This is a genomic window from Nocardioides sp. Z35_8 (genome assembly GCF_059621125.1).
This window is the reverse complement of the sequence record NZ_JCAQIE010000001.1, coordinates 1,309,304-1,332,506: the sequence shown is the minus strand read 5'-3', so window position 1 is coordinate 1,332,506 and position 23,203 is coordinate 1,309,304. Positions and strand designations below refer to the sequence as shown.

At 73.4% G+C, this 23,203-nt stretch carries 15 protein-coding genes; 3 read left to right on the top strand and 12 right to left on the bottom strand.

Going from position 1 to position 23,203, the window contains the following annotated elements:
* Positions 1 to 56: 56 nt before the first annotated feature.
* Complete coding sequence (locus tag AC54T2_RS06380; RefSeq protein WP_206054484.1) at positions 57 to 692, top strand: exonuclease domain-containing protein; 636 nt, start codon at positions 57 to 59, stop codon at positions 690 to 692.
* Positions 693 to 761: 69 nt separating this feature from the next.
* On the opposite strand, the gene AC54T2_RS06375 is transcribed toward AC54T2_RS06380, so the two are convergent.
* The 3 genes from AC54T2_RS06375 to AC54T2_RS06365 all read right to left on the bottom strand — a co-directional run bounded on the left by AC54T2_RS06375 (position 762) and on the right by AC54T2_RS06365 (position 3,520).
* Positions 762 to 1,817 carry an aldose epimerase family protein gene (locus AC54T2_RS06375; protein ID WP_206054483.1) on the bottom strand — a complete coding sequence of 352 codons (1,056 nt, stop codon included), beginning with the start codon at positions 1,815 to 1,817 and terminating at the stop codon, positions 762 to 764.
* 356 nt (positions 1,818 to 2,173) lie between these two features.
* A complete protein-coding gene (locus tag AC54T2_RS06370; protein ID WP_496665796.1) occupies positions 2,174 to 2,497 on the bottom strand; it encodes a hypothetical protein in 324 nt (107 codons plus the stop codon).
* 3 nt (positions 2,498 to 2,500) lie between these two features.
* A complete protein-coding gene (locus AC54T2_RS06365) occupies positions 2,501 to 3,520 on the bottom strand; it encodes a hypothetical protein (RefSeq protein ID WP_496665795.1) in 1,020 nt (339 codons plus the stop codon).
* A gap of 67 nt (positions 3,521 to 3,587) precedes the next feature.
* Here AC54T2_RS06365 and AC54T2_RS06360 point away from each other — a divergent pair, with 67 nt between their 5' ends.
* A complete protein-coding gene (locus AC54T2_RS06360) occupies positions 3,588 to 4,190 on the top strand; it encodes a TetR/AcrR family transcriptional regulator (protein WP_496665794.1) in 603 nt (200 codons plus the stop codon).
* Here the strand turns inward: AC54T2_RS06360 and AC54T2_RS06355 are convergent.
* The 3 genes from AC54T2_RS06355 to AC54T2_RS06345 all read right to left on the bottom strand — a co-directional run bounded on the left by AC54T2_RS06355 (position 4,174) and on the right by AC54T2_RS06345 (position 12,417).
* On the bottom strand, positions 4,174 to 4,584 hold the full coding sequence (locus AC54T2_RS06355) for a hypothetical protein (RefSeq protein ID WP_496665793.1): 411 nt from the start codon (positions 4,582 to 4,584) through the stop codon (positions 4,174 to 4,176). The two genes, AC54T2_RS06360 and AC54T2_RS06355, sit on opposite strands and share 17 nt — an antisense overlap.
* Complete coding sequence (locus tag AC54T2_RS06350) at positions 4,581 to 6,503, bottom strand: PKD domain-containing protein (RefSeq protein WP_496665792.1); 1,923 nt, start codon at positions 6,501 to 6,503, stop codon at positions 4,581 to 4,583. The genes AC54T2_RS06355 and AC54T2_RS06350 overlap by 4 nt, the downstream gene beginning before the upstream one ends.
* 160 nt (positions 6,504 to 6,663) lie before the next feature.
* Positions 6,664 to 12,417, bottom strand: coding sequence for a ThuA domain-containing protein (locus tag AC54T2_RS06345; RefSeq protein ID WP_496666255.1), 5,754 nt, complete (start codon positions 12,415 to 12,417; stop codon positions 6,664 to 6,666).
* A 365-nt stretch (positions 12,418 to 12,782) separates the two neighbouring features.
* On the opposite strand from AC54T2_RS06345, the gene AC54T2_RS06340 reads away from it, so the two are divergent.
* On the top strand, positions 12,783 to 13,010 hold the full coding sequence (locus AC54T2_RS06340) for a tautomerase family protein (RefSeq protein WP_496665791.1): 228 nt from the start codon (positions 12,783 to 12,785) through the stop codon (positions 13,008 to 13,010).
* Between the two features lie 100 nt (positions 13,011 to 13,110).
* On the opposite strand, the gene AC54T2_RS06335 is transcribed toward AC54T2_RS06340, so the two are convergent.
* The 6 genes from AC54T2_RS06335 to AC54T2_RS06310 form a co-directional block, all read right to left on the bottom strand.
* On the bottom strand, positions 13,111 to 17,121 hold the full coding sequence (locus AC54T2_RS06335; protein WP_496665790.1) for a LamG-like jellyroll fold domain-containing protein: 4,011 nt from the start codon (positions 17,119 to 17,121) through the stop codon (positions 13,111 to 13,113).
* Between the two features lie 175 nt (positions 17,122 to 17,296).
* The gene (locus AC54T2_RS06330) at positions 17,297 to 18,082 is read right to left on the bottom strand and encodes an IclR family transcriptional regulator (protein ID WP_496665789.1); all 786 of its coding nucleotides are present in this window, start codon (positions 18,080 to 18,082) and stop codon (positions 17,297 to 17,299) included.
* Between the two features lie 11 nt (positions 18,083 to 18,093).
* Complete coding sequence (locus AC54T2_RS06325) at positions 18,094 to 19,782, bottom strand: copper resistance protein CopC (RefSeq protein ID WP_496665788.1); 1,689 nt, start codon at positions 19,780 to 19,782, stop codon at positions 18,094 to 18,096.
* A gap of 116 nt (positions 19,783 to 19,898) precedes the next feature.
* A complete protein-coding gene (locus AC54T2_RS06320) occupies positions 19,899 to 20,996 on the bottom strand; it encodes a sugar kinase (RefSeq protein WP_186340020.1) in 1,098 nt (365 codons plus the stop codon).
* Complete coding sequence (gene eda, locus AC54T2_RS06315) at positions 20,993 to 21,658, bottom strand: bifunctional 4-hydroxy-2-oxoglutarate aldolase/2-dehydro-3-deoxy-phosphogluconate aldolase (protein ID WP_489975604.1); 666 nt, start codon at positions 21,656 to 21,658, stop codon at positions 20,993 to 20,995. The genes AC54T2_RS06320 and eda overlap by 4 nt, the downstream gene beginning before the upstream one ends.
* Positions 21,655 to 23,145 carry an aldehyde dehydrogenase family protein gene (locus AC54T2_RS06310; protein WP_496665787.1) on the bottom strand — a complete coding sequence of 497 codons (1,491 nt, stop codon included), beginning with the start codon at positions 23,143 to 23,145 and terminating at the stop codon, positions 21,655 to 21,657. Before AC54T2_RS06310 ends, eda begins: the two co-directional genes overlap by 4 nt.
* Positions 23,146 to 23,203 lie beyond the last annotated feature (58 nt).

Below are 23,203 nucleotides of genomic sequence, written 5' to 3'. Positions count from 1 at the left end.
TCCGTCCCCTCCTGACCCGCCGCCCGCGCGGGCCGGATCGCTATCCGCCGGGCCCGGTGCGCGAGCTCGCGGCGGCGCCCGCCCCACCTGCCGCGACGCCGGTGTCGCGGCTCGAGCTCCTCGCGCTGGACGTCGAGACGACCGGCCTCGACCCGCGCACCGACCACCTGCTCTCGCTCGGGTGGGTGCCCCTGGCGGGCGGACGCGTACGGCTCGCCGACGCGCGCGAGCACCGCGTACGTCCTCCCGACGGCGTGGGCGTGGGTGCCTCGGCCACGTGGCACCGCCTGACCGACGACGGGCTCGCCGACGCCCCCGCGGTGGCTGACGTCCTGCCGCAGCTGCTCGCCGACCTGCACGGCCGGGTGCTGCTCGCCCACCACGCGCCGATCGAGGTGGGGTTCGTCGCCGCGGCCACGCTGGCGGCGTACGGCGCCCGGGCACCGCTGACCGTGGTGGACACCCTCGCCCTCGAGCACCGGCTGCGTGCCGACGTGCACGGGGAGGTGCAGGGCTCGTTGCGGCTCGACGCGGCCCGCCGCACCTACGGGCTCCCCCGCTACGCCGCCCACGACGCCCTGACCGACGCGATCGCCGCGGCCGAGCTGCTCCTCGCGCAGGTCGCCGAGCTCGAGCAGCGGCTGGGCCGCGAGGTGCTGCTGCGCGACCTGCAGCCGAAGCGGTCCGGGTAGCGGTCCCGGGCCTCAGCCGGCGACCGACGGCTCCGCGACCGGCACCAGCTCGTCCGCGATCCCGCGCGCTCAGGCGGAGGCGCCGGGCGCGAAGCGCCACTCGAGCGTCGCGCGGTAGGTCTCCCCCGGCCGCAGCACGGCAGACGGCCACTCGGGCCGGTTGGGCGAGTCGGGGAACAGCTGCGGCTCGAGCGCGACGCCGTCGCCCTGGCGGTAGCGGCCGCCGCGGGTCGAGCGGCGGGTGCCGTCGAGGACGTTGCCGGTGTAGACCTGCACGCCGGGCTGGTCGGTCCACACCTCGACGCTCGTGCCGGTCGCCGGGGAGGTGAGCACCGCGGCCCGGCGCAGCCCGGTGCCGCGCACGACGTAGTTGTGGTCGAGGCCGCGGGTCGCGACCATCTGGGGGTGCTCGGCCCGCAGCACCGGCCCGAGCACCGCCGGGCGGCGCAGGTCGAACGGGGTGCCGGCCACCGGGGCGTGGTCGCCGAGCGGGATCCCGCTGTCGTCCACCGGCGTGTAGGCGTCGGCCTCCACCGTCAGCTCGTGGCCGTCGATCGTCCCCGCCCCCTCGCCGTCGAGGTTGACGTAGGCGTGGTTGGTCAGGTTGACGACGGTGGGGGCGTCGGTCGTCGCGTGCATCGCCACCCGCACCGCGTCGCCCTCGACGCGGTAGCGCACCCGCACCGACACCTCCCCGGGGAAGCCCTGGTCGCCGTCGGGGCTCACCAGCGTGAGCACCGCCTCGTGGGTGTCGTGCGACTCGACGTCCCACAGGCGTACGTCGAACCCGTCGGGGCCGCCGTGCAGGCTGTTGCCGCGGTCGTGCGTGCGCACCTCGACCTCGCGGCCGTCGAGCACGAACCTGCCCGCGGCGATCCGGTTGGCGTAGCGACCGATGGTGCCCCCCACGTAGTCGCTGCTCGCGAGCCGCTCCTCGACGTCGGGGTGGCCGAGCACGACGTTGCGCCGCTCGCCGTCGCCGCACCCGACCACCAGCCGGTGGACCGTGGCACCCAGGGTGAGCACCTCCACCACGGGCCCCGGCGCGGCCCCGATCGTCAACAGGCGCACCTCGCGCCCGTCGGGCATCCGGCCGAACACCCGGTCGTGCGTGTCGTCGCTCACGCCCCCATCCTCGGGCATCGCGCCCCGGCTCCGGGGGCGCGCCCCGCCGGTCCCGCAGTCCGGAAGTCCCCCCCTGGGGGTGGATTGTGGGCAAAGCCCGGCGGCACGCGCCGTCGCGACGTACGGTCGTGCCCGCATGGGGGGCTGGATCCGGGACCCCGCCGGGCCGGGGGGCTGGCGGGAACCGGGCACGGCAGACCGCGCGCCGCGCCGGAGGATCGCGACAGTTTGCCGGTTCGCCGGACAGCGCGGCGCGCGGCCCCTATGCTCCCCTGCACCGGCCGCCCACCGCGGCGTCCGGCGCGGACCCTGGCCGTCGGTGCCCACCAGCCGACCGAACGGCGAGTCCACCCCCGCTACGACTCGAGGTCGACCAGCCTGCGGGTGCGGGTGATGCCTGCCGCCACGTCGACGACCTTCTGGTCGGCGGTGACGTCGAGCCGCTCCATCAGGATCCCCAGGGCCTGCCCGATGACGAGCCGGTCGTGCATCCCGAGGCCGAGCTGGTCGATCTGGCGCTCGGCCTCGGTCACCAGCGCCAGGTGGGCGGCGATCGCCTGGCCGACCGCGACGTCGTCGGAGTAGACGGACAGCGACATCATCGACGCCACCTCGAGCTCGGCGTGCACCCGCGAGGCCCACTGCGGCCAGCCCTGGTGCGTCGGAGGGAGCCGGCGCACCGATCAGGACAGCCGGAAGACATGCACGACGTGGGGGGTGTCGACCAGCGTGTGCGGGGCGAACGCGTGGTAGGCCCACAGGTGGACCCACGCGTTGCCGGTGCGCACCGTGAGGTAGGTCTTGAACATCCCGGGCGCCAGGTAGGTGAGCACCACGAAGACCAGGGAGAGCAGGGCGGACCGCGGCGAGTCCAGGACCGCCCAGGCGTCCCACACGTGCAGCGCCGCATAGGTGAGGCCGCCGCACAGCACCGTCGCGGTCACCGACCCGGTGAGGCGGAGGAAACGCGGGACCAGGATCGCGTAGAGGAACACCATCGCCGGCAGCCCGGTGCCGAGCAGGTAGAGCACGAACGTCAGGGCGGCTCCCCGCACCAGGACGCCCGCCGGGAGGTCGAGGCTGTCCGGCCGGAGCACGAGGACCTGGGAGCAGGTCTCGAGGGCGAGGACGACGGCCACCACGAGCAGGTCGTTGCGACGGTCCGACGACCTCAGGCCGAGCGAGGTGGCGCTGTAGCGCCGGCCGAACCAGGCGAGCGGGACGATCGCGTAGACCACGAGGTTGTAGGCCGCCCACGCCAGCGCCTCGAGCGGCTCCACGTGCGCGTGCGTGCCGAACAGGGTCCCCGCGAGGTGCAGCCCGAACGGGCTCCACCCCATCGCGTTCGCCAGGAGGTGGCCCCCCGCCAGCCCGCACGCGGCGTAACCGAGCAGGCCGAGGGTCTCCCGCCACGCCTGCCTGCGCTCCGGCGCGCGCGCGGCGACCCCGGGGTCGGTGCGACGGCGGGTCAGCCACCTCACCACGAGCATCAGCACCAGCACCTGGAGCAGGCCCACGTTGGTCTCGAGGAGGACGTCGCCGGTGCTCAGCCCGGCGCGCGCGGGCCAGTCGAACGGCAGCGACCCCGGCGCGGCGAGCCAGACGTACACGTTGGCCGCGAGCCACAGGGCGACCACCGTCGCCAGTGCCCGACGCCCCCGCGGCGCGGCCGTCCCGGTGTCAGGTCTCGTGTCGAGACTCATCGCCGACCCCCCGTTCTATTACGACTGTGATAGAACGCACGCTAGCACAGGTGTGATACACAGAGTCGTGCCCCGAGCCGTCGATCGTGAGGAGCGCCGCCGCCAGCTCGCCGCGGCGGTGTGGCGGGTCGTCCGCGATGAGGGGGTGGAGCAGGCCTCGGTCCGCAACGTGGCGCGCGAGGCCGGGCTGTCGACCGGGTCACTGCGCCACTACTTCGCCAGCCAGTCCGACCTCCTGCGGTTCGCGATGCACCTGGTCATCGAGCGGCTGGAGGCCCGCGTGGCCGCGCTCGACCTGCCCGACGACCGCCTCGCGGCCGCGAAGACCGCGCTGGCCCAGCTGTTGCCGCTCGATCCGGAGCGGGCGGTCGAGAACGAGGTGTGGCTGGCGTTCTCGGTCAGGGCGATGGTCGACGACGACCTGCGGGCGCTGCGCGACGACGCCTTCGACCGGCTGCGGGCGGCGTGCCACCGGTGGGCGGGCGCACTGCTGTCGGACGCCTCGCCGGAGGTCGTCGACCTCGAGGCCGAGAGGCTCTTCGCGCTCGTCGACGGGCTCGCGGTGCACGCCGCGCTGCGACCCGACGCCGCCTCCGTGTCGGGGATGCAGGCGGTGCTGGACCTGCACCTCGAGGCGCTCGCCCAGCGGGCGGTCAGTCTCCCGGGTTGACCCCGCACGCCTCGTCGAGGTGTCCGAAGGCCACGGTGACCCACGCGGGGGCGCCGTCCTCGTTGCCGTGCTCCGCGACGTGGTCGGCGGCGTCGGCAGCGTCGCCGAAGACCCGCTCGACCTTCGCGTCGCCGCGCTCGGCGACGTCGCGGAGCACGCTGGCGGCCCGCCCCACGTCACCCGCGGTCATCGCGTCCTCCACGGGCTCGCGCACCTCCGCGCACGCCTCGGTCATCGACAGCTCGTCGGCGCCGCACCCGGCCACCGCGAGCACGGTGACCAGTGCCAGTCCGAGCCGCACCATCAGCGTCCCCTCACCATCGTCGAGCCGCGTCGCGACCTCGCCACCTCGAACGTACTGGGGATCGGCGTCCGCGGGGATGCCGCGCCTCATCGGCGGACGCGGAACGTCCAGGTCGCGGCCTGCCGGTTGCCGGCGGCGTCCACGACGACGAGTCGCGCGGTGTGCCGGCCGAGGGCGAGCGGGCGGCGCGGCGTCCACCGCACCTGCCCGCGCCGGGCGACGTGGCGCACCGGCGCGACCCGGGCGCCGTCGACCTGCAGCACGACGCGTCGTACGGACGAGTGGGCGTCGCGGACCCTGGCCCGCAGCGTGGGGGTGCGGTCGGTGGTCACCGACGGCCGCACGGCGCGGACGACCGGGGCGGTGCGGTCGACGGCCCACTCGTGCGAGGCCGGGGTGGCGTCGGCGTTGCCGGCCGCGTCGCTCGCCCGCACCAGCAGCCGGTGCCGGCCCTGGTCGAGGCCGGTGAAGCGCGCCGTCGCGGGGCAGGCCTGCCACGCGGCGCCGTCGAGGCTGCACGTGAAGGTGCTGCCGGCCTCGGTGCTGGTCAGCGTGAAGGTCGCCCGCCGGGCACGGACCACGCCCTCGGGCCCGCCGCTCACGGCGGTGTCGGGGGCCGCGGTGTCGACCGGGGTCGGCCCGGGGGGCGCGGCCACGGCCACGGCCACGGTCGCGATGTCGGTGTTGCCGTGACCGTCGGCGACCGTCAGCTTCGCGGTGTGGGTGCCGCTGGCGGTGTAGACGTGGTGCGGGTCGGTGCCGCGGCCGGTGCTGCCGTCGCCGAAGTCCCAGGCGTAGGTGAGTCCGGCGACGCTGGGCGCCAGGTCGACGCAGCCGATGCGGAGCGCGGGGTTGTCGGGGTCGTGGATGACGACCGAGACCGCCTGCTCGTCGGCTCGCTGGGGCTGGACGACCTCGACCAGCCCGCTGCGTCCGTGGGCGTCGGAGGTGAAGGGAAGCCAGATCTCGTTGGCCTCCTCGAACGGCAGCGCCTCGTCGAACCGGAAGTGTGCGCCGGCGTTGTTGGACGAGCAGGCCTCCTCGTGCACGTGCACCATGTGCATGGCGCGGGCCTTGAGTCCGCTCACGTCGAGGGAGGCGTGGGTGGCACCGCGCCGGCGCACCATCGTGGCGGTGCCGGTGAGCTCGGGGTGGGCCGTGAGCCCGTGGGCGAATGCCCGGAACGGCCCGCTGGTGCTCACCTCGGCGGAGAACGCCACCGCGAGGGGCGCCGTCCCCGAGGCCGGCGTCGCCGTCGCGGAGACGTGCGGCAGCTCGTGGTGGGCGTGGGCGTCGGTCACGGTGATGTCGACGGTGTCGGTCCCGGTGACTCCGTCGGCGTCGGTGGCGGCGAGCGTCGCGGTGTAGCGCCCGGGCGAGGCGTAGGAGTGCTGGTGCTCGGCACCGGCGCCGGTCGCGCCGTCCCCGAAGTCCCACACGTAGGTCAGCTCGCCGTCGCCGGCGTGCTGGGCCGAGCCGCTGAAGGAGACGTCGAGCGGCGCCGGCCCGGTCGTCGGGGTCGCGCTCGCGTCGACCGTCGGCGCCTCGCCCCCGGGCTCCCCGGACTCGGTCACCACGACCGTGCCGGTCATCATCGTGCCGTGGATGGAGCAGGTGTAGGAGTAGGTGCCGGGCGCGGTGAACGTGTGCCGGACCGGGCCGTCCGGGTCGTCGGGCGTGCGGTACTCCTGCACCGGGGGCACCCAGGTGCCGGCGGGCGTGTCCACCGACGTCAGGTCGTGCTCCTGGCGGGCCGTCGGCCACTCGAAGCGCCACTCGACCGTGTCGCCGACCGCGATCGTGACCCGCGACGTGCCGGTGTCGCGTGAGCGCCAGCTGTTGCCGTCGGCGTCGTCGACCGCGTCCACGACCCAGGTGCGCGCCGCCTGGCCGGCAGCCGGCGCGGGCGAGCCCGGGAGCGCGCCGGCCGCCACGAGGCCGGAGAGCACGAGAACGGCGGTCACGGCAGTCGTCACAGCGGCCCGCAGGGCCCGACGTGAGGTGAGCATCACACGACGCTAGGGCGACGCGTGGCACACGGTCAAGAACCTCGTCCTACCATGTGAACGGATCCTTGCGTGCGTCCACACTTGTGGACACCCCGTGACGGAACGGCCCCCGCGGAGTCCCGCGGGGGCCGTTCGCGTCTCGCACCGGGTGCGGCTCAGGTCAGCGGACCCAGAACCACTCCCGGACCTGGCTCCCCGAGGTGCTCGCGTTGCCCCGGTAGGTGACCGACACCCAGTGCCTGCCGACCTTGAGGTTGCGCTCGACCTTGAGGACGTAGCGACCCTTCTTGTCGAGCCTGGCCACCGTGACCAGGCGTCCGTCGATGCGGATCTGCACCTTGCCCCTCGCCGGCACGCCCCGCAGCGACGCGACCTTGGCGACCACCCTGAAGTCGCGCTTCCAGGTGAGCACCTCGGGCTTGATCGTCACGACGGTCCGCGACCTCGCCTTGCGGGTCGGCCCGGGGTCGACGACGACGGTGACGTCCGCGGACGACGCACGGTGGCTGGCGTTGCCGGCGTAGCGCAGCGTCAGCACGTGCTGGCCGACCGGCAGGGACCGCGGCGGCAGCACCACGGTGCCACGACCACCCGCGACCGCAGCGGTCGCGACCAGGGCTCCGTCCTTGCGCAGCTCGACCGTCCCGGACGCGGTCTCCGGAGAGACCGTGACCGACACCGAGCCGCTTGCGCCGTAGGTCACCGGCAGCGCCGCACCCGCGACCGCCGTGGTGGCCGGACCGTCACCGGGCTGGCCCGGTCCGCCGCCCGCCGCCTTCTTCACCGTGATGGTCACCGTCGTCGCCGCCGAGGTGGCGGTGCCGTCGCTGGCCCGGTAGGTGAAGGTGTCGGTGCCGGAGTACGCGGCCCGCGGGGTGTAGGTGAACGACCCGTCGGCACCCAGCACCACCGTGCCGTTGGCCGGCTGGGTGAGACCCGTCGCGCTCAGGCTGTCGCCGTCGGCGTCGGTGTCGTTGCCCAGCACGCCGGGCGCCGGGAGCACCAGCGGTGCGCCCTCGACCGCGTTGAACGCGTCGGGTTGCCCGACCGGAGCCCTGTTGACCGGCGGCACCTCGGCCTTCCGCACCGTGATGGTCACCGTCGTCGCCGCCGACGACGCGATCCGGTCACTGACCCGATAGGTGAAGGTGTCGGTGCCCGAGAACCCGGCCCGCGGGGTGTAGGTGAACGACCCGTCGGCGCCCAGCACCACCGTGCCGTCGGTCGGCTGGGTGAGACCCGTCGCGATGAGGCTGTCCTCGTCCGCGTCGGTGTCGTTGCCCAGCACGCCGGGCGCGGCGACGGTGAGGGGGGTGCCCTCGTCGGTGCCGTAGGCGTCCGCGCCACCGACCGGCGCCCGGTTGGGCGGCGGGCAGGTGGCGACCTCGGCGACCTGGTCGGCGTCGAGCTCGTAGCCGTAGATCCGGAAGTCGTCGACCAGCTCGGTCGGCTTCGGGTCGGGATAGCTGGTGTTGCCGATGAAGTTGGCGGTCGTGCCATCCTCCCCGACGTCACCCATGTCCACCGGGATGGTGTTCTGCGCCATCAGCTCGCCGTCGAAGTAGATCCGTCCGACCGTGCCGGGTCCGTCCGCGGAGGGCCCGAGGGTGACCACCACGTGCGTCCACTCGTTGAGGGGAAGATCCCCCTCACCGGGCAGCTGGATGCGGTGGTCGGTCCCGTTGTCGACGCGCAGCGTGGCCGCGAACCCGCGGTCGCCACCGAAGGTCGAGGACTGGATCAGCAGGTACTCCTGGGTGCCCTTGCCGATCTGGACGTGGGTGGTCCAGTCGGGCAGGTCGGTGGGTCGGATCCACGTGGACAACGAGAACTCCGCATCCATGCCGGCCGTGATGTTGTTGGGCAGGTTGACGTGACCGGTGCCGTTGAGCGACACCGCACCGGCGCACTGCCCGGTCCCCCAGCCAGCACCCTGCACGAGCGTCGCCGCTCCGACGGACGCGTCGATCCCGGAGTTGTGCACGGACGTGCCCTGTCCCTCGTCGAACCTGTAGTGGACGGGGATCCCCGCGGACGGCGGCGGCCGGGACACGATGTGGGTGGTGGAGGCCTGCGAGTCGCGCCAGCCCTCCCCGGCCACGAAGCGCACCTCGATCTCGTGCTGTCCCTGGCCCAGCGTGAGGGGCAAGAACGCCACCGCACCGTCGACGACGTCGACCGGCACGCCGATCCGGCCACCGTCGACCCAGAGCTCGGCCTCGCCCTCGGGGTCGCCCGGGACCTCGTCGGTCACCGTCGCGGAGACCGTGAGCGGCTCGTTGAACGGGGAGGGCGACTCGGGCGTGACCGTGAGCGTGGTCGTGGTCTCGAGGGCGGTGCCCTCCTCGTGGAGCGACGTGACGTCGGCCTGGGTCAGCGTGGACTCGTAGAGCCGCACGTCGTCCATCAGCCCGTCGAACGACGGGTCGTCGACGTAGCCGTTGCGCCCCAGCCAGTTGTTGGCCGTGGGCCCGACGTCGCCCATGTCGATGGTGAGGTCGTCCTCCGCGGCGACGACCTCGCCGTTGAGGTAGAGCGTGCCCGTCGCGCCCTTGCGGGTGAAGACGACGTGGTTCCACTGTCCCTGCACCACGTCGACCTCGTCGGGCGCCTGGACGCGCTCCTGGAGGTTCGAGCCCTTGGCCTTGAAGGTGGCCGCCAGGCCACGGTCGCCGCCGCTGGTGCGCATCTGGATCTGGAAGAAGCTGCCGGCGTCGCCGAGCCCGTCACCGATGTGGAACAGGTTGATCCAGTCGCCCATCGTGTCGGGGCGCACCCAGAACGAGGTGGTGAAGTCGTCCGCACCTCGCAGCAGGTTGTCGGGCAGGTCGGCGGTGTTGGCGTTGGGACCGCCCGGCAGGTCGAGGGCGCCACCGATGACGCCGTCGGCCGCCCACCCGGTCTCGCCGGTCAGCTCGGCCGACCCGACGGACCTGTCGGTGCCGGTGTTGGCCGCCGTGCGACCCTCCTGCTCCTCGAACTCGTAGTGGACCGCGACGTCACCGGTGCCGGGGTCGACCGCGGTGATGACGAGGTTGTCGATCATCATCCCGGCGTCGCCGTCACCCGCCTCGAGGCGGAGCGTCTCGTTGCGCCTGCTCGCGGTGAAGCTGCTCACCCAGGTGCCGTAGACGACCTCCTGCCCGTTGCCCTGCGAGGGCAGGTCGGTGCCGGCCGTCAGCGTGTGGTCGAGCGAGCCGATGGCCACCCGCGCGTTGGCGGGACCGGCCGGTGCGGCAGACCTGCTGTCGCGGGCGTAGCGCAGGTGGATGCGGTAGTCGCGGCCCGGGTCGAGACCCGGGACGACCCGCGACAGCGCGCCCGACTGGCCGAGGGCCAGGCTGTAGCCCACCTTGCCGAGTGCGCCCTGGCTGGCGTGCTGGGCGGGAACCAGCTGGACCTGGCTGTCGACGTTCCACGGAGCCATCCGGCCGCTGTCGGGGGCGATGTCGGCGATCGCGCCGGCGTTGCCCGGGAAGCGGGGGTACTCGAACATCTCGACGACCTGCGGGGTGCGCTGGTCCATCGTGACCGTGGGGTCGATGTCGAGGATCGAGGCGACCGACGGGGTGCCGTCCTCGTCGAAGACGAACAGCATGTAGGCGCCCGGAGGGGCGTAGGTGGCGTCCACGGGCGAGGTGACGGTGATCCCGTCGGGGCCCTGGACGAAGTCGAGGTCCTGGAAGTTCTGGTCGTTGTTGAAGCTGTGGGTCACCGACCCGTTGCGGACCAGGGTCACCCGCGAGACCGGCGTGGACGCCTCGATCTGGAACGTGCCGTCGTAGCCGATCTCCTGGGGGGCCTCGGTGATCTCCGGGCGCTCGGCGAGCTCGTCGCCGTCGAACAGGTAGGCCGGGGAGTAGTACTCCACGTCCGTGTAGTTGCGCGGACCCGGGGCGCCACCGCCACCGATCATGACGCGGCCGTCAGGAAGGAGCAGCGCCGCGGAGTGGTAGAGGCGCGCGTGCTCGTAGGGCACCTCGATCGTGGTCCACTTCCCGGTGTCGGGGTTCCAGATCTCGGCGTTGGTGACGTAGCCGCCGTTCTCGGCGTTCTGGCGGCTGCCGCCGGTGACCAGGACGTCGCCGTCGGGCAGGATCGTCGAGTTGGCCCAGTGCCGCTGGTACTTCATCGGCTCGGTCGGCTCGATGACCGGGTTGGCGGTGCCGCCGGGAGTGGTCAGGTCGACGGTGAAGCCGGCACGGGCCCCGTCGGGGCCGCCGCCGTTGGCCCACCAGCCGCCACCGACCTGCAGGATCTTGCCGGGTCGGTACATCGCGGCCGTCGACGTGGCGCCGACGGGGTTGCCCTGGGCGCCCTGGTTGGCGATGTTCGCCGGGAGCTCGCTGATCAGCGTCAGCTCGCCGGTGCCGTCATTGCCGTCGGGGTCGAGCTCGTACATCTGGGTGCCGGTGATGTTGAACAGCGTGCCCTTGCCGGGGGTCACGAAGGCCCGGGGGTACCACCAGCGGTTCTGGTGCCTGCCGTAGGCCGCCTCGCTCTTGGCGCCGGTCAGCAGCCTCCAGCTGGCGCCCTCGTCGGGGGTGTAGACCTCGGGGGTCAGGACACCCGGACCGCCGGGGCCGCCGCTCAGGCTGCCGCCCTGGACGACGACGGAGCCGTCGGGCATGGTCGTGCCGGTGGGGTACCACCGGGCGTAGTGCATCGGGGCCTCGTTCTGCAGGCCGTTGTTGGTGTCGTAGCTGGTGACGCCCATCGACGCGTCGTTGGGCGCGTTCTCGCCGAGGCCGTCGTCGCCGCCGACGGTCAGCACCTTCTTGGTGTGAGGGCTCTGCACCTGCATGGAGCAGAACAGGTCGGTGTAGGTGGCGTTCTCGATGATCCCGGCGCGCAGCTCGGCGCGGGTCATGTCCATGCTCCTCGGCTCGGCCGGGTCCCAGATGTCGATCTCGACCTGGCCGCCCTGGTAGATCGACTCGTCGCCGGTCCAGTCGAACGCGCCCGGGCCGCCCTGGCCGCCCTTGCTGCCGAAGGACTGCACCTTGCCGTCCGTGGTCAGCGCCATGTTGATGGGCATCAGGGGCCACGGCACGACGCCGCTCCACGAGCCCTCCTCGTCCTTGACCGGCGGCGAGCAGTCGGCCTCGAGCAGGCCCGCGGCGTAGGCGAGGCCGTGCTTCATCTGCGTGCGGATGTAGGGCTCGGCGTAGGACGTCTCGGTGTGGCCGAGCCCGGAGTACCACGAGCGGCCGTCGTCGATCTCCTGGCACCAGGTGATCGGGTGGGTGGTGCCCTGGCGACCCATGCCGTAGGAGAACTCGTCGGCCTCGACCAGGGTGCGCACGTGCGGCGCCGGGTTGACCGTCCAGTCGTACCACTCGTCCTGGCGGTTGACCCTGCTCGGCAGGCCCTCGGTGAGCGGGTGCTCCTCGTCCTCGACGACGACGTCACCCGGCCGCACGCCGGGGTCCTCCGGGTGTCCCTCGGACATGGCGCCCACCAGGCGGAGGTAGAACGGGTTGACGTCGTGCTCGCTCTGCCCCACCGACCAGCCGGTGTAGTGCATGCCGGTGAAGCCACCGCCGCCGCGGATGTACTCCTCCAGCGCGGCACGCTGCTCCAGGTTGAACAGCACGCCGCCGGTCTGCATGAACGAGACGGTGTCGACGGCGGCGAGGTTGGCGGTGTTGAACGCCGCGGGGTCCTCCGTCGCCTGGATCTGCACCTCCTGGTCGTACTCCTCGCCCAGGTCGGCCGCGAGGTCGCGGATGGCCTGGACGCCCTCGTCCCATGAGGCGTGGTAGCCGGTCTTGTAGAAGAGCAGCACCCGGAGGACGCCGTCGTCCGCGGGCGCGGCGGCAGCGACCGGCGCGGCGGAGACGGGCGGCGCCACGCCGCCGGCGACCGCCAGGGCGGCCGCGAGCGCCACCGCGGGAGCGAACGACGTGGGCATGGACTTCACGCGTGAGGCTCGCGCGCGAAGAGAAGGGCGAAGCTTCATCTCGGGATCCCTCGGCTTGGCTCGGATGACTCGAGGGCGTGGCTGTCGCCGGCACTCGTGGGCCGAACGTATGACCGTCATCACACAGAGTCAAGAAACTGGTCCACCATTCTGGACGATCTGGACCACTTGTCCACGTACGTGGACGACCGGGCCTCGTGGGGCTCGGGCGGGCGGCGGGCGGGCGGGCGGCGCCCGCCCCTCGGAACGACGGTTGTGCCCCCCGTTCCGAGTTCCATATGCTGACATCTGTTCACATTCCCGACCCGCCTGTCCGTCGTCCTGCCCTCGCAGGCGTCCCGATCGAAGGAACCCTCATGCCCAACATCACCGTCGAGCTGCTGCGCGGCCGCACCGTCGAGCAGCGCCGCGCCTTCGCCGAGGCCGTCGCCGACAGCGCGGTGGAGATCCTCGGCGCACGCCGCCAGGACGTCCGCATGGTCTTCAGCGAGATCACCCCCGACACCGTCGCCAACGGCGGCGTGCTGGCGAGCGAGGACCAGTCGCGAGCCGGGGTGGTGGCCGCCCTCGACGACAAGGGCTGAGCCGCACCCGGCCTCCCGCTCGAGGACGCCCACGACGCGACGAGGGGCCCCGCCGGATCACTCCGGCGCGGCCCCTCGCTGCGCGCGGTGTCGGCGCGGGTCAGCGCACGACCCGGATCCGCTGCCGGTCCCTGCTCCACTCGGTGGCGGCGTCACCGCTGTAGGTGACCGCCACCATGTGCCGCCCGACGTTGAGGTTGCGCCGGATCCTCACGACGTAGCGCCCCTCGTCGTCGAGCCGGCCCACCGCCACCCGGCGACCGTCGATGCGCACCTTCACGGTGCCGGTCGGCGGCCCGGCCCCGCCCAGCACCGAGCCGACCTGCACGACGACGCGGAAGTCCTGCTTCCACCTCAGCCGCGTGGGCCGCACCTTCACGAGCGTCCGCGACGCCACCGTGGTGGTCGGCGCCGCCTCCACCAGCACGGTGACCTCTCCCGTGGACGCACGGTGCTTCGCGTCGCCGCCGTAGTGCAGCGTCAGGGCGTGCTGCCCCACCGGAAGGGAGCGCTGCGGCAGCAGCACCATGGCCTGCCCACCCGTGACGGCGCCCGTCGCGAGCACGTGGCCGCCGCGCCGCACCTCGACCAGGCCGGTGGCCGACTGCGGGGAGAGGGTGAGCGACACCGCACCGCTCGCGCCGTAGGTCACCGGCAGCGCCGCCCCCGCGAGGGCCGTGGTGGTCAGCCCGTCGTCGGGCAGGCCCGGTTCGCCGCCGGTCGCAGGCGTCACCGTGACGACCACCGTGGCAGGCGGCGACAGGTCCTCGCCGTCGCTGGCCCGGTAGGTGAAGAGGTCGGTGCCGGAGAACCCGGCTCGGGGGGTGTAGACGAGCGAGCCGTCCTCGGCGAGCTCGAGTGTGCCGTGGGCGGGCGGCGTCGCGTCGACGGCCGTCAGCTCCTGCCCGTCCGCGTCGGAGTCGTTGCCCAGCACGCCCGGTGCCGCCAGCACCAACGGCGCACCCTCCACCGCGTCGAACGCGTCGGGCTCCGCGACCGGGGCCGCGTTGACCCTGATGGTCACCGTCGTCGGCTCCGAGCCGGCGACGCCGTCGCTGGCCCGGTAGGTGAAGGTGTCGGTGCCGGCGAACCCGTCGCTCGGGGTGTAGGCGAACGAGCCGTCCCCGGCCAGGTCGACCGTGCCGTGGGCCGGCTGGGTGAGCCCGGTCGCGGTGACGTCGTTCCAGTCGGGATCGGTGTCGTTGCCCAGCACGCCGGGCGCGTCCACGGTGAGGACCTGGTCGGCCCCGGTGGAGTAGGAGTCCGCCACCGCGACCGGCGCCGCGTTGGGCGGCTCGGCGGCGTGGAGGGTGGCGACCTCCTCGGCGCTCAGCTCGTACCCGTAGAGGCGGAAGTCGTCGACCGTCCCGCCCGGACGGGGGTCGTTCCAGCTGGTGTTGCCGATGAAGTTGGCCGTCGTCCCGCCCTCGCCCACGTCACCGATGTCGACGGGGATGTTGTGGCGGGTGGCCGCGTCGACGAGCACGCCGTCGAGGTAGATCCGGCCAGTGGTGCCTCCGCCCGTGGGCGACGGGCCGAGGGTCACCACGACGTGGGTCCACTCGCCGAGCGGCAGGTCGGAGTCGCCGGGCAGCATGATGCGGTACTGCTCGCCGTCGTCGACGCGCAGCGTGGCCGCGAAGCCCCGGTCACCGTTGATGACCGACGACTGCAGGAGGAAGAACTCCTGGGTGCTCTTGCCGAGCTGGACGTGCGTGGTCCAGCTGGGCAGGGTGGTCGGCTTGATCCACGTCGAGACGGTGATCTCCTCGTCCATGCCCGCGGTGATGTCGTCGGGGAGCTCGACGTGGCTCGAGCCGGTCACCGGTCCGGCGGGGCCGCCGGGCAGGGAGACGCCGTCGTCGTACCTGCCCTCGGCCCACGTGGTCGCTCCGACCAGCGTCGCCGGGCCCACGGTGGTGTCGGTGCCGTAGTTGGCCGCCGCCGACCCGCTGCCCTCGTTGAAGGTGTAGTGGATCGGGGCGTCGGGGTCGTCGACCGGCCGCCGCACGACGTGCGTCGTCGTGGCACGGGAGTCGCGCCAGCCCGCGTCGCCGGCGAACCGGACCTGCACCTGGTGGGAGCCGCGGGCCAGGGCCAGCGCGGGGAACGCCACCGCACCCTCCGACACCTCGACGGGGTCGCCGACGAGCGCTCCGTCGACCCACAGCGAGGCCTGCCCCTCGGCCGGGTCGTCGTTCTCGTCGCTCACCGTCGCCGAGACCGTGACCGGCTCGTCGACGACGGAGGGCGAGGCGGGGTCGACCGTCAGGGCGACCTCGGTGCGCAGGGCGGTGCCCTCGGCGTGGATCGCGCTCACCTCGTCGGCGCTCAGCGCCGCCTCGTAGAGCCGCACGTCGTCCATCAGCCCGTCGAACGACGGGTCGTCGACGTAGCCGTTGCGCCCCAGCCAGTTGTTGGCCGTGGGCCCGACGTCGCCCATGTCGATCGTCAGGTCGTTGCTGCTCGCGACCACCTCGCCGTCGAGGTAGAGCGTCCCGCTCGCGCCGGAGCGGGTGAAGACGACGTGGTTCCACCGGCCCGCCACGACGTCGACCTCGTCGGGCGCCTGGACGCGCTCCTGCAGGTTCGAGCCCTTCGCCTTGAAGGTCGCTGCGATGCCGCGGTCGCCGTTCTCGGTGCGCATCTGGATCTGGAAGAAGCTGCCGGCGTTGCCGAGCCCGTCACCGATGTGGAACAGGTTGATCCAGTTGCCCATGGTGTCGGGGCGCACCCAGAACGAGGTGGTGAAGTCGCTGGCCCCCTGCAGGAGGTTGTCGGGCAGGTCGGCGGTGTTGGCGTTGGGACCGCCCGGCAGGTCGAGCGCCCCGCCGTGCACGCCGTCGGGCGCCCACCCGGTGGCGCCGACCAGCGTGGCCGCCCCCACGGACGCATCGGTGCCGGTGTTGGCCGCGGTGCCGCCTGCCTGCTCCTCGAACTCGTAGTGCACCGGCACCTCGGACGTGCTGGCGTCGGGCGCCACGCCGTCCTTGATCTCGATGCCACGGAAGTCGACCGCGTGGGACGCGCCCCGGTTCTCCAGCCCGATGAACCCGTTGGTGGCCAGGGGCTGCGCGCTGGCGTAGGTGTTGACCAGGGTGCCGTTGAGGAAGACGCGGACCTGCGAGCCGGTGAGCTGCACGAGGTAGGAGTTCCACTCGCCAGCCGGACGCTCCGCGGCTGCGACGGCGTCCTGGTCCGGGGCCTGCGCCGTGCCGCCCGTCGGCACGATCGCACCGGTGTCGGTGCCGATGGGGATCCTGACGCCGCCGACCGGGTCGGCGCCGGTCCGGCTCGTGGAGGCGAGGTAGACGCTCGACTCGTCGTCCGCGCCGTCGCGTCGCCAGTCGAGCCTGAGCGTGTAGGGCGCGGACTGCTGGGTGGTGAACCACTCCGCGCCACGACCGCGGATGGTGCGGATCGTGCAGTCGGTCTGGCGCCCGAAGCCGCCGGAGCCGGCCTTGCGCCAGCCGTCGAACGACGCGAAGGTGCCATCGAAGAGCGCGCGGTAGCCGGGACGGACGGGGGTCCCCGCGCAGGGGTCAGGAGTGGTGCCGCCGACCTGGATGGCGTCGAAGTTGAGCCGGCAGAAGTCCACCGACCGGTCGCACTCCAGCGCCAGCGTGTTGGCACCCGCGTCGAGGGTCACCTCGGTCGACACGAAGTCCCAGGCCTCCCAGTCCTGGAGGCTGGTCATCGGGAACGCGAGCTGCTGACGGGTGCCGTTGGTGCGCAGCCCCATCGAGCGCGTGACGTTCTCGGCGGCGCTGAGCGGCCCGGCGGCGTAGCGCACGTGGACGGGGTAGACGCCCGCCTCGGGCACGGTCACCGTCATCGTGGAGGCCATCCCGCTCTCGCGGAACGTGTAGGACCCCTCGCCCGAGAAGTTGCCGTGGTCGCCGGAGTTGTAGGCGGGGCCGCCGCTGATCACGCCGTCCTCGACCTCTACCCAGGCGGCGACGTCGTCACCGGGCGCGGCAGCCGCCGCGGCGGGCGAGGCGGTGACGCTGCCGAGGCCGGCCACCAGGCCCAGCGCGGCGAGGGCGGCGGTCGCCGGGCGGCGGATGGCCCGGAGCGGGCCGGGGTGGGCAGACCTGCGGAGAAGCTTCATCACGGATCCCTCGGGTTGGGCTCGGCGCGAGGGCAGGCGTGCCAGGGAGGCAGGGGGTGCCGGCGCTCGACGTGTGGGCTGACCGTATGACCGTGGTCACACAGAGTCAAGAAGTCGATCCAGACTGGTGAACCAGAAGGACTCTCTGTCCACGTATGTGCACCGCCGTCTAGACCTAGGGTGCGCCGCCGGCCGCCCGGGGGCCGAGCTCGAGCAGCGACCTCACGACGCGGGCCTCGCGGGACCGGTCGAGGCGAGCGAGCGGCACGGCCACGCTGACGGCGTGGACCGGGTCGCCGGCCGGCACCAGCGCCCCGACCGCCACGGCGAAGCACCGGATGCCCGGACACACCTCCTGGCTCTCCACCGCGTAGCCGCGGACGGACGCCTGCTCGATCGCGGCCAGCACGGCCGCGCGGTCGGTGCGGGTGTGCTGGGTCATCCTGGTGATCGCCCCCGGCACCAGTGCCTCGCGCACCGCCACGGGCCGGGTGGCCAGGACCGCCCGGCCGAGCGACGTGGACCAGGCCGGCATCCGCCGCCCGACGGCCGAGGCCATCGGCACCGGGCGGGCCGACTCGCGCTTGTCGAGGAAGACCACGTGGGAGCCGTGCAGCCGGCCGAGGTGCACCGTCTCCCCGGTCGCGGCCGCCAGCCGGTCGAGGATCGGCGCGGCGCGGGCGATCACGGGGTCGTCCTCGACGTGGGCCGCGCTCACCGCCATCGAGCCGAACCCGAGGCGATAAGCGCCCCGGGCGTGGTCGAGCTCGAGCCAGCCGCGCTCGGTCATCGTCCTCAGCACCGCGTGCATGCTGCTCTTGGGGATGCCCATCCGCAGCGACAGCTCCGCCCGGGTGGCCGGGCCGTGCGCCGCGATGTCCTCGAGCAGGTCGAGGACGCGGGCGGCGGACTTGACGGGGACACCGCCCGTCACGCCGGGCCGGTCGTCGTTGCTGGTCATCGCGGCACCGATCACCCGTCGCCGACGCTGAAGGCGAACGTCTGCACGGGGTTGTCGAACTCGCTCACCCGCAACGACACCTGCACCCGCCAGGTGCCCGGCGCCGGCAGCACCACGTCGCCGGCGTACTCCCCCGGTGCGATCGACTCGAGGGCGATCTCACCGAGGTCGATGTCGTCGGACTCGACGCGGATCCTTGGTGCGTCGAAGCCCTCGAAGGGCTCGCCTGCGGCGTCGCGCGTCGACACCGACACGGTGTTGGCCCCTGTGGCGAGCGGGTCGAGGGTGACCTCGACCTCGTGCTCGCCGAGCATGCCGGTCTGCACGCCCGGCTCCGCGGCCCCGGCGGAGTCGGCGCCTCGATCGGCCTCCGGGTTGCGGTCGACCAGCATCCCGGTCACCAGCAGCAGCACGACGAGGAGGACGGCCTCGGCCGCGGCGGCCCGGACCACGAGGCGGGCGCCGGAGCCCAGGTCGTCCGACGGACCCGCGGCGCGCACCCGCGGCAGCACGGCGTACCTGTTCCACCCGGCGATGGCGACCACGAGCAGGGCCACGCCGATCTTGATCGCCAGCAGTCGGCCGTAGCCGGTGTCGAACAGCGCGGTGAGCGACCCCATGATCCGCCAGGCCAGCACCGTGCCGGAGACGACGAGGACGGCCAGCACGCCTGCGGCGACCGTCGAGAACCTGGCGAGCACGTCGGCCGCGACCGGGCCACGCCCGGCGAGCACGGGCAGCACCAGCACCAGGGCGACCAGCCCGCCGAGCCACACGCTGCCGGCGAGCAGGTGCAGCATGTCGACGCCCACCACGAGCGCCTCGGGCGAGGCCGCCCGGGTGTGCCCGGTCAGTGCCGGCGCGCAGGCGGCCACGACGGCGGCCGCCAGCGCGACCCGCCCGCGCGTGCGACCGGGCCCGGCGGCGCCCACCATCAGGGTCGCGAGCAGCACGCCCAGCGCCACGCAGGCCGCGACCACGTACTCGGTGCTCGCCATCGTCGACCACGCCGCGGACTGCATCAGCGAGTCGGCGCCGCCGCCGGACTGGTAGAGGGCGGTGAGCGGGAGCCCGACCAGCCACGCCACCGCCGTGAGCGGCGCGGCGACGCGCAGCACCCGGACCAGTCGTCGGCGTGCCCGCGTGTCGTCGTCGGCGGCAGGCAGCACCGCCGCGACGAACCACGCCAGCCCGACGCACAACAGCAGGCCGACATAGCCGAGCCACCGCGCGGCCGTGAGGGTCCACGGCACGTCGTCGGTGGGGGTGGCGGCGGCCGGTGGCACCTGCACCGTCTCGCTCGCCGCGCCGATCGAGAAGCTCAGCGACCCGCTGACGGGGTGGCCGTCCTCGGAGATGACCCGCCAGACCACCACGTAGGTGCCGTCGCCGACCTCCTGGTCGAGGCCGACCGTGAGCACCTTGCCCTTGACGGCCGAGGACGAGGGCACCACGCCGCCGACGGCGTCGAAGACCTGGACCCCGTCGGCGACCCCGGCGACCGCCTCGGTGAACGTGAACGCCATCTGCTCGGGGGCGGCGTCGAGCACGGCCCCCTCGGCGGGGTCGGTGCTCACCAGGTCGGCGTGGGCGCTCGCGGGAGCGCCCGTGCCGACCGTGAGGGCGACGACGAGCCCGGTGAGGAGCACGGCGACGAGCCGCACGAGCCGCCGCGCCACCGGCGCGCGATCGCGGCTCACGTCCGACCGCGGTGGAGCAGGAGGCTGGCCGCGCACCGGTGCGTGCGGGTCAGGTGGTGTCTCATCGCCTCACATCCTCGGGGATCGGCTGTCAGCGGGTCCGGCGTTTGCACCACTCAGCGGCGCACGCGGGCGCTGCCACCGCCGGCGAGTGCCCGGACCTCCTCGCGGGTGGCCATGGAGGTGTCACCCGGAGTCGTCATCGCCAGGGCGCCGTGTGCGGCGCCGAGCTCGAGGCACGTCTGGAGGTCCTCGCCCTCGAGGAGCCCGTAGACGAGGCCGGAGGCGAACCCGTCACCGCCTCCCACGCGGTCGAAGATCGCGAGGTGGTCGCGTGCCGTCGACTGCAGGACGCCCGTCTCGGGGGACCAGGCGATGGCCTGCCAGTCGTTGTCGCTGGCGCTGTGGACCCCGCGCATGGTCGTCGCGATGACCTTCAACCACGGCATCTTCTCCGCGACGGTCGCGACCATCGCGGCGAAGCTGTCCATCGGCAGCTCACGCAGGTGCTCGTCGACGTGCTCGACCTCGAAGCCGAGGGCGGCGGTGAAGTCCTCCTCGTTGCCGATCATCACGTCGACGTGGGAGGCGAGCCGGGTGTTGACGTCGCGGGCGAGGTCGGGGCCGCCGATCCCCGCCCACAGGCTGGGCCGGTAGTTGAGGTCGAACGACACGACCGTGCCGTGGCGCTGGGCGGCGGCCATCGCCTCCTCGGCGACCGCTGCCGCGTTCTCCGACAGGGCCGCGAAGATGCCGCCGGTGTGCAGCCAGCGCACGCCGCGGCGCCCGAAGAGGTCGTCCCAGTCGATGGTGCCCGGCGCCATCTGCGCGATCGCCGTGTGCGCCCGGTCGGAGACGCCCACCGCGCCGCGCACGCCGAAGCCGCGCTCGGTGAAGTTGAGCCCGTTGCGCACCGTGCGCCCGATGCCGTCGTAGGGCTCCCACCGGATGAGCGAGGTGTCGACCCCGCCCTGCATGACGAGGTTCTCCACGAGGTGCCCGATCTCGTTGTCGGCCAGGGCGGTGACCACCCCGGCGCGCAGGCCGAAGACCTTGCGCATGCCGCGAGCCACGTTGTACTCGCCGCCGCCCTCCCAGACCTCGAACCGGCGGGCGGTGCGGATGCGGCCCTCGCCGGGGTCGAGGCGCAACATCACCTCGCCGAGCGCGACGATGTCGAGCTCGCACTCGGCTTCCGGACGGGTCTCGATCATGCGTGCGCTCCCTGGGAGTCGTGGTGGGACAGGCGGGACGTGGCGGCGCAGCGCGCCGCGACCTCCGCCCATTGGCCGGAGGCCAGCAGGTCGGGGGCCACCATCCAGCTGCCTCCGACTGCGGCGACCGCGCCGTGGGCCAGGTAGGCCGGCGCGCTCGCCTCGGTGATGCCGCCGGTGGGCACGAAGCGCACCTGCGGGAAGGCGGCCGCGAGCGCCTTGACGGCGGGGAGCCCGCCGTTGGCCTCGGCGGGGAAGAACTTCACGGTGTCGAGACCGAGGTCGAGCGCGCGCATGATCTCGGACGCGGTGCTCACCCCCGGGACGACGGGCAGGCCGAGCTCCTGGCACCGGCGCACGACGCCGTCGCTGAGGCCGGGCGAGACGACGAAGCCCGCGCCGGCCTCGTGGGCGAGGTCGACCTGGGCGGGGGTGAGCACCGTGCCGGCACCCACCACGAGGTCGTCGCGCGCCGCCAGGCGGCGCAGCACCGCGGCCGCGCCGGGCGTGCGGAACGTCGCCTCGGCGACGGGCAGGCCCCCGCTCACCAGCGCGTCACCGAGGGCGTCGGCCCGGTCGGGATCGTCGAGGACCACGACGGGCACGACGCGGTGCCCCCGCAGGACCTCCATGAGGTCCCGCGGGGTGTCGCCAGCGGTCATCGGAGCTCGGCGATGACGGTCTTGAGCTCGGTGTAGTCGTCGAGCCCGAACGACCCGAGCTCGCGGCCCCAGCCCGACTGCTTGTAGCCACCGCGGGGCAGCGTCACGTCGTCGGCGTGCCAGGTGTTGAGCCACACGGTGCCGGCGCGCAGCCGGCCGCCGACGCGGTGGGCGGTGCCGAGGTCACGCGACCAGACGCCCGCGGCCAGGCCGTAGACGGTGTTGTTGGCGGCGGCCACGACCTCGTCCTCGGTGTCGAACGGGATGGCGGTGATGACCGGGCCGAAGATCTCGTCGGTCTGCACGGCCATCTGCTCGGTCACGTCGGTGATGAGCGTCGGGGAGAAGAAGTAGCCGCGCTCCCTCGCCGGGTCGGGGCTGCCGGCGGTGAGGGTGGCGCCGTCCTCGACGGCGCCACGGACGTAGCCCATGACCTTCTCGTGCTGCTCCTGCGAGACCAGCGGGCCCATCGTGGTCGCCGGGTCGAACGCGTCGCCGACGGTGATGGCGCGGGCGGCCGCCGCGACGCCCGCGACGACCTCGTCGAAGACGTCGCGCTGGACGTAGAGGCGCGAGCCGTTGACGCAGCACTGGCCCTCGTTGAAGTAGCCGGCGAGCGCGGCACCCGCGACGGCGGCGTCGAGGTCGGCGTCGTTGAAGATGATGTTGGGGGCCTTGCCGCCGAGCTCGAGGGAGACCTTCTTGAGGTTGCCCGAGGCGGACGCCGCGATCTTCTTGCCGACCTCGGTGCTGCCGGTGAAGGCGACCTTGTCGACGCCGGCGTGCGCCACCAGGGCCGCGCCCGCGTCGCCGAAGCCGGGCAGGATGTTGACGACACCGGCGGGCAGGCCGGCCTCGAGCAGCAGCTCGCCGAGGCGCAGGGCGGTCAGCGGGGTCTGCTCGGCGGGCTTGAGGACCACGGTGTTGCCGGCGGTGATCGAGGGGATGATCTTGAAGGCGGCCATCGTCAGCGGGAAGTTCCACGGCACGATGCCCGCGACGACGCCGATCGGCTCGCGGCGCGTGTAGGCGTGGAAGTCCCGGCCGGGCACCGACATCGGGATCGTGGTGCCCTCCATCTTCGTGGCCCACCCGGCGAAGTAGCGGAACAGCTCGGCCGCGACCCCGACGTCGCCGCGCGCGGAGGCGAGGCTCTTGCCGTTGTCGAGCGACTCGAGCTGCGCGAACTCCTCGGCGTGCCCGTCGATCAGGTCGCCGATGCGCCACAGCAGGTGCGAGCGGTCGCGGGGGGAGAACCGCGACCAGGGGGAGCCGTGCTCGAAGGCGGTGCGGGCCGCGACGACCGCGCGGTCGGCGTCCACCGCGGAGGCCTGTGCGACCTTGACGAGGACGTCCTCAGTGGCGGGGTTGACGGTGTCGAAGGTCTGCCCGTCCTTGGCGTCGACGAGCTCGCCGTCGATCAGGAGCTTCTTCGGGGAGGAGAGGAACGACTGGACGGCGGGGAGGAGCGAGGTGGTGTCGGACATGGTGGCCTTCCGAGGGTCGGAGCGGAGGTGGGACGTACGTCGGGGAGTCGGGGTCGGG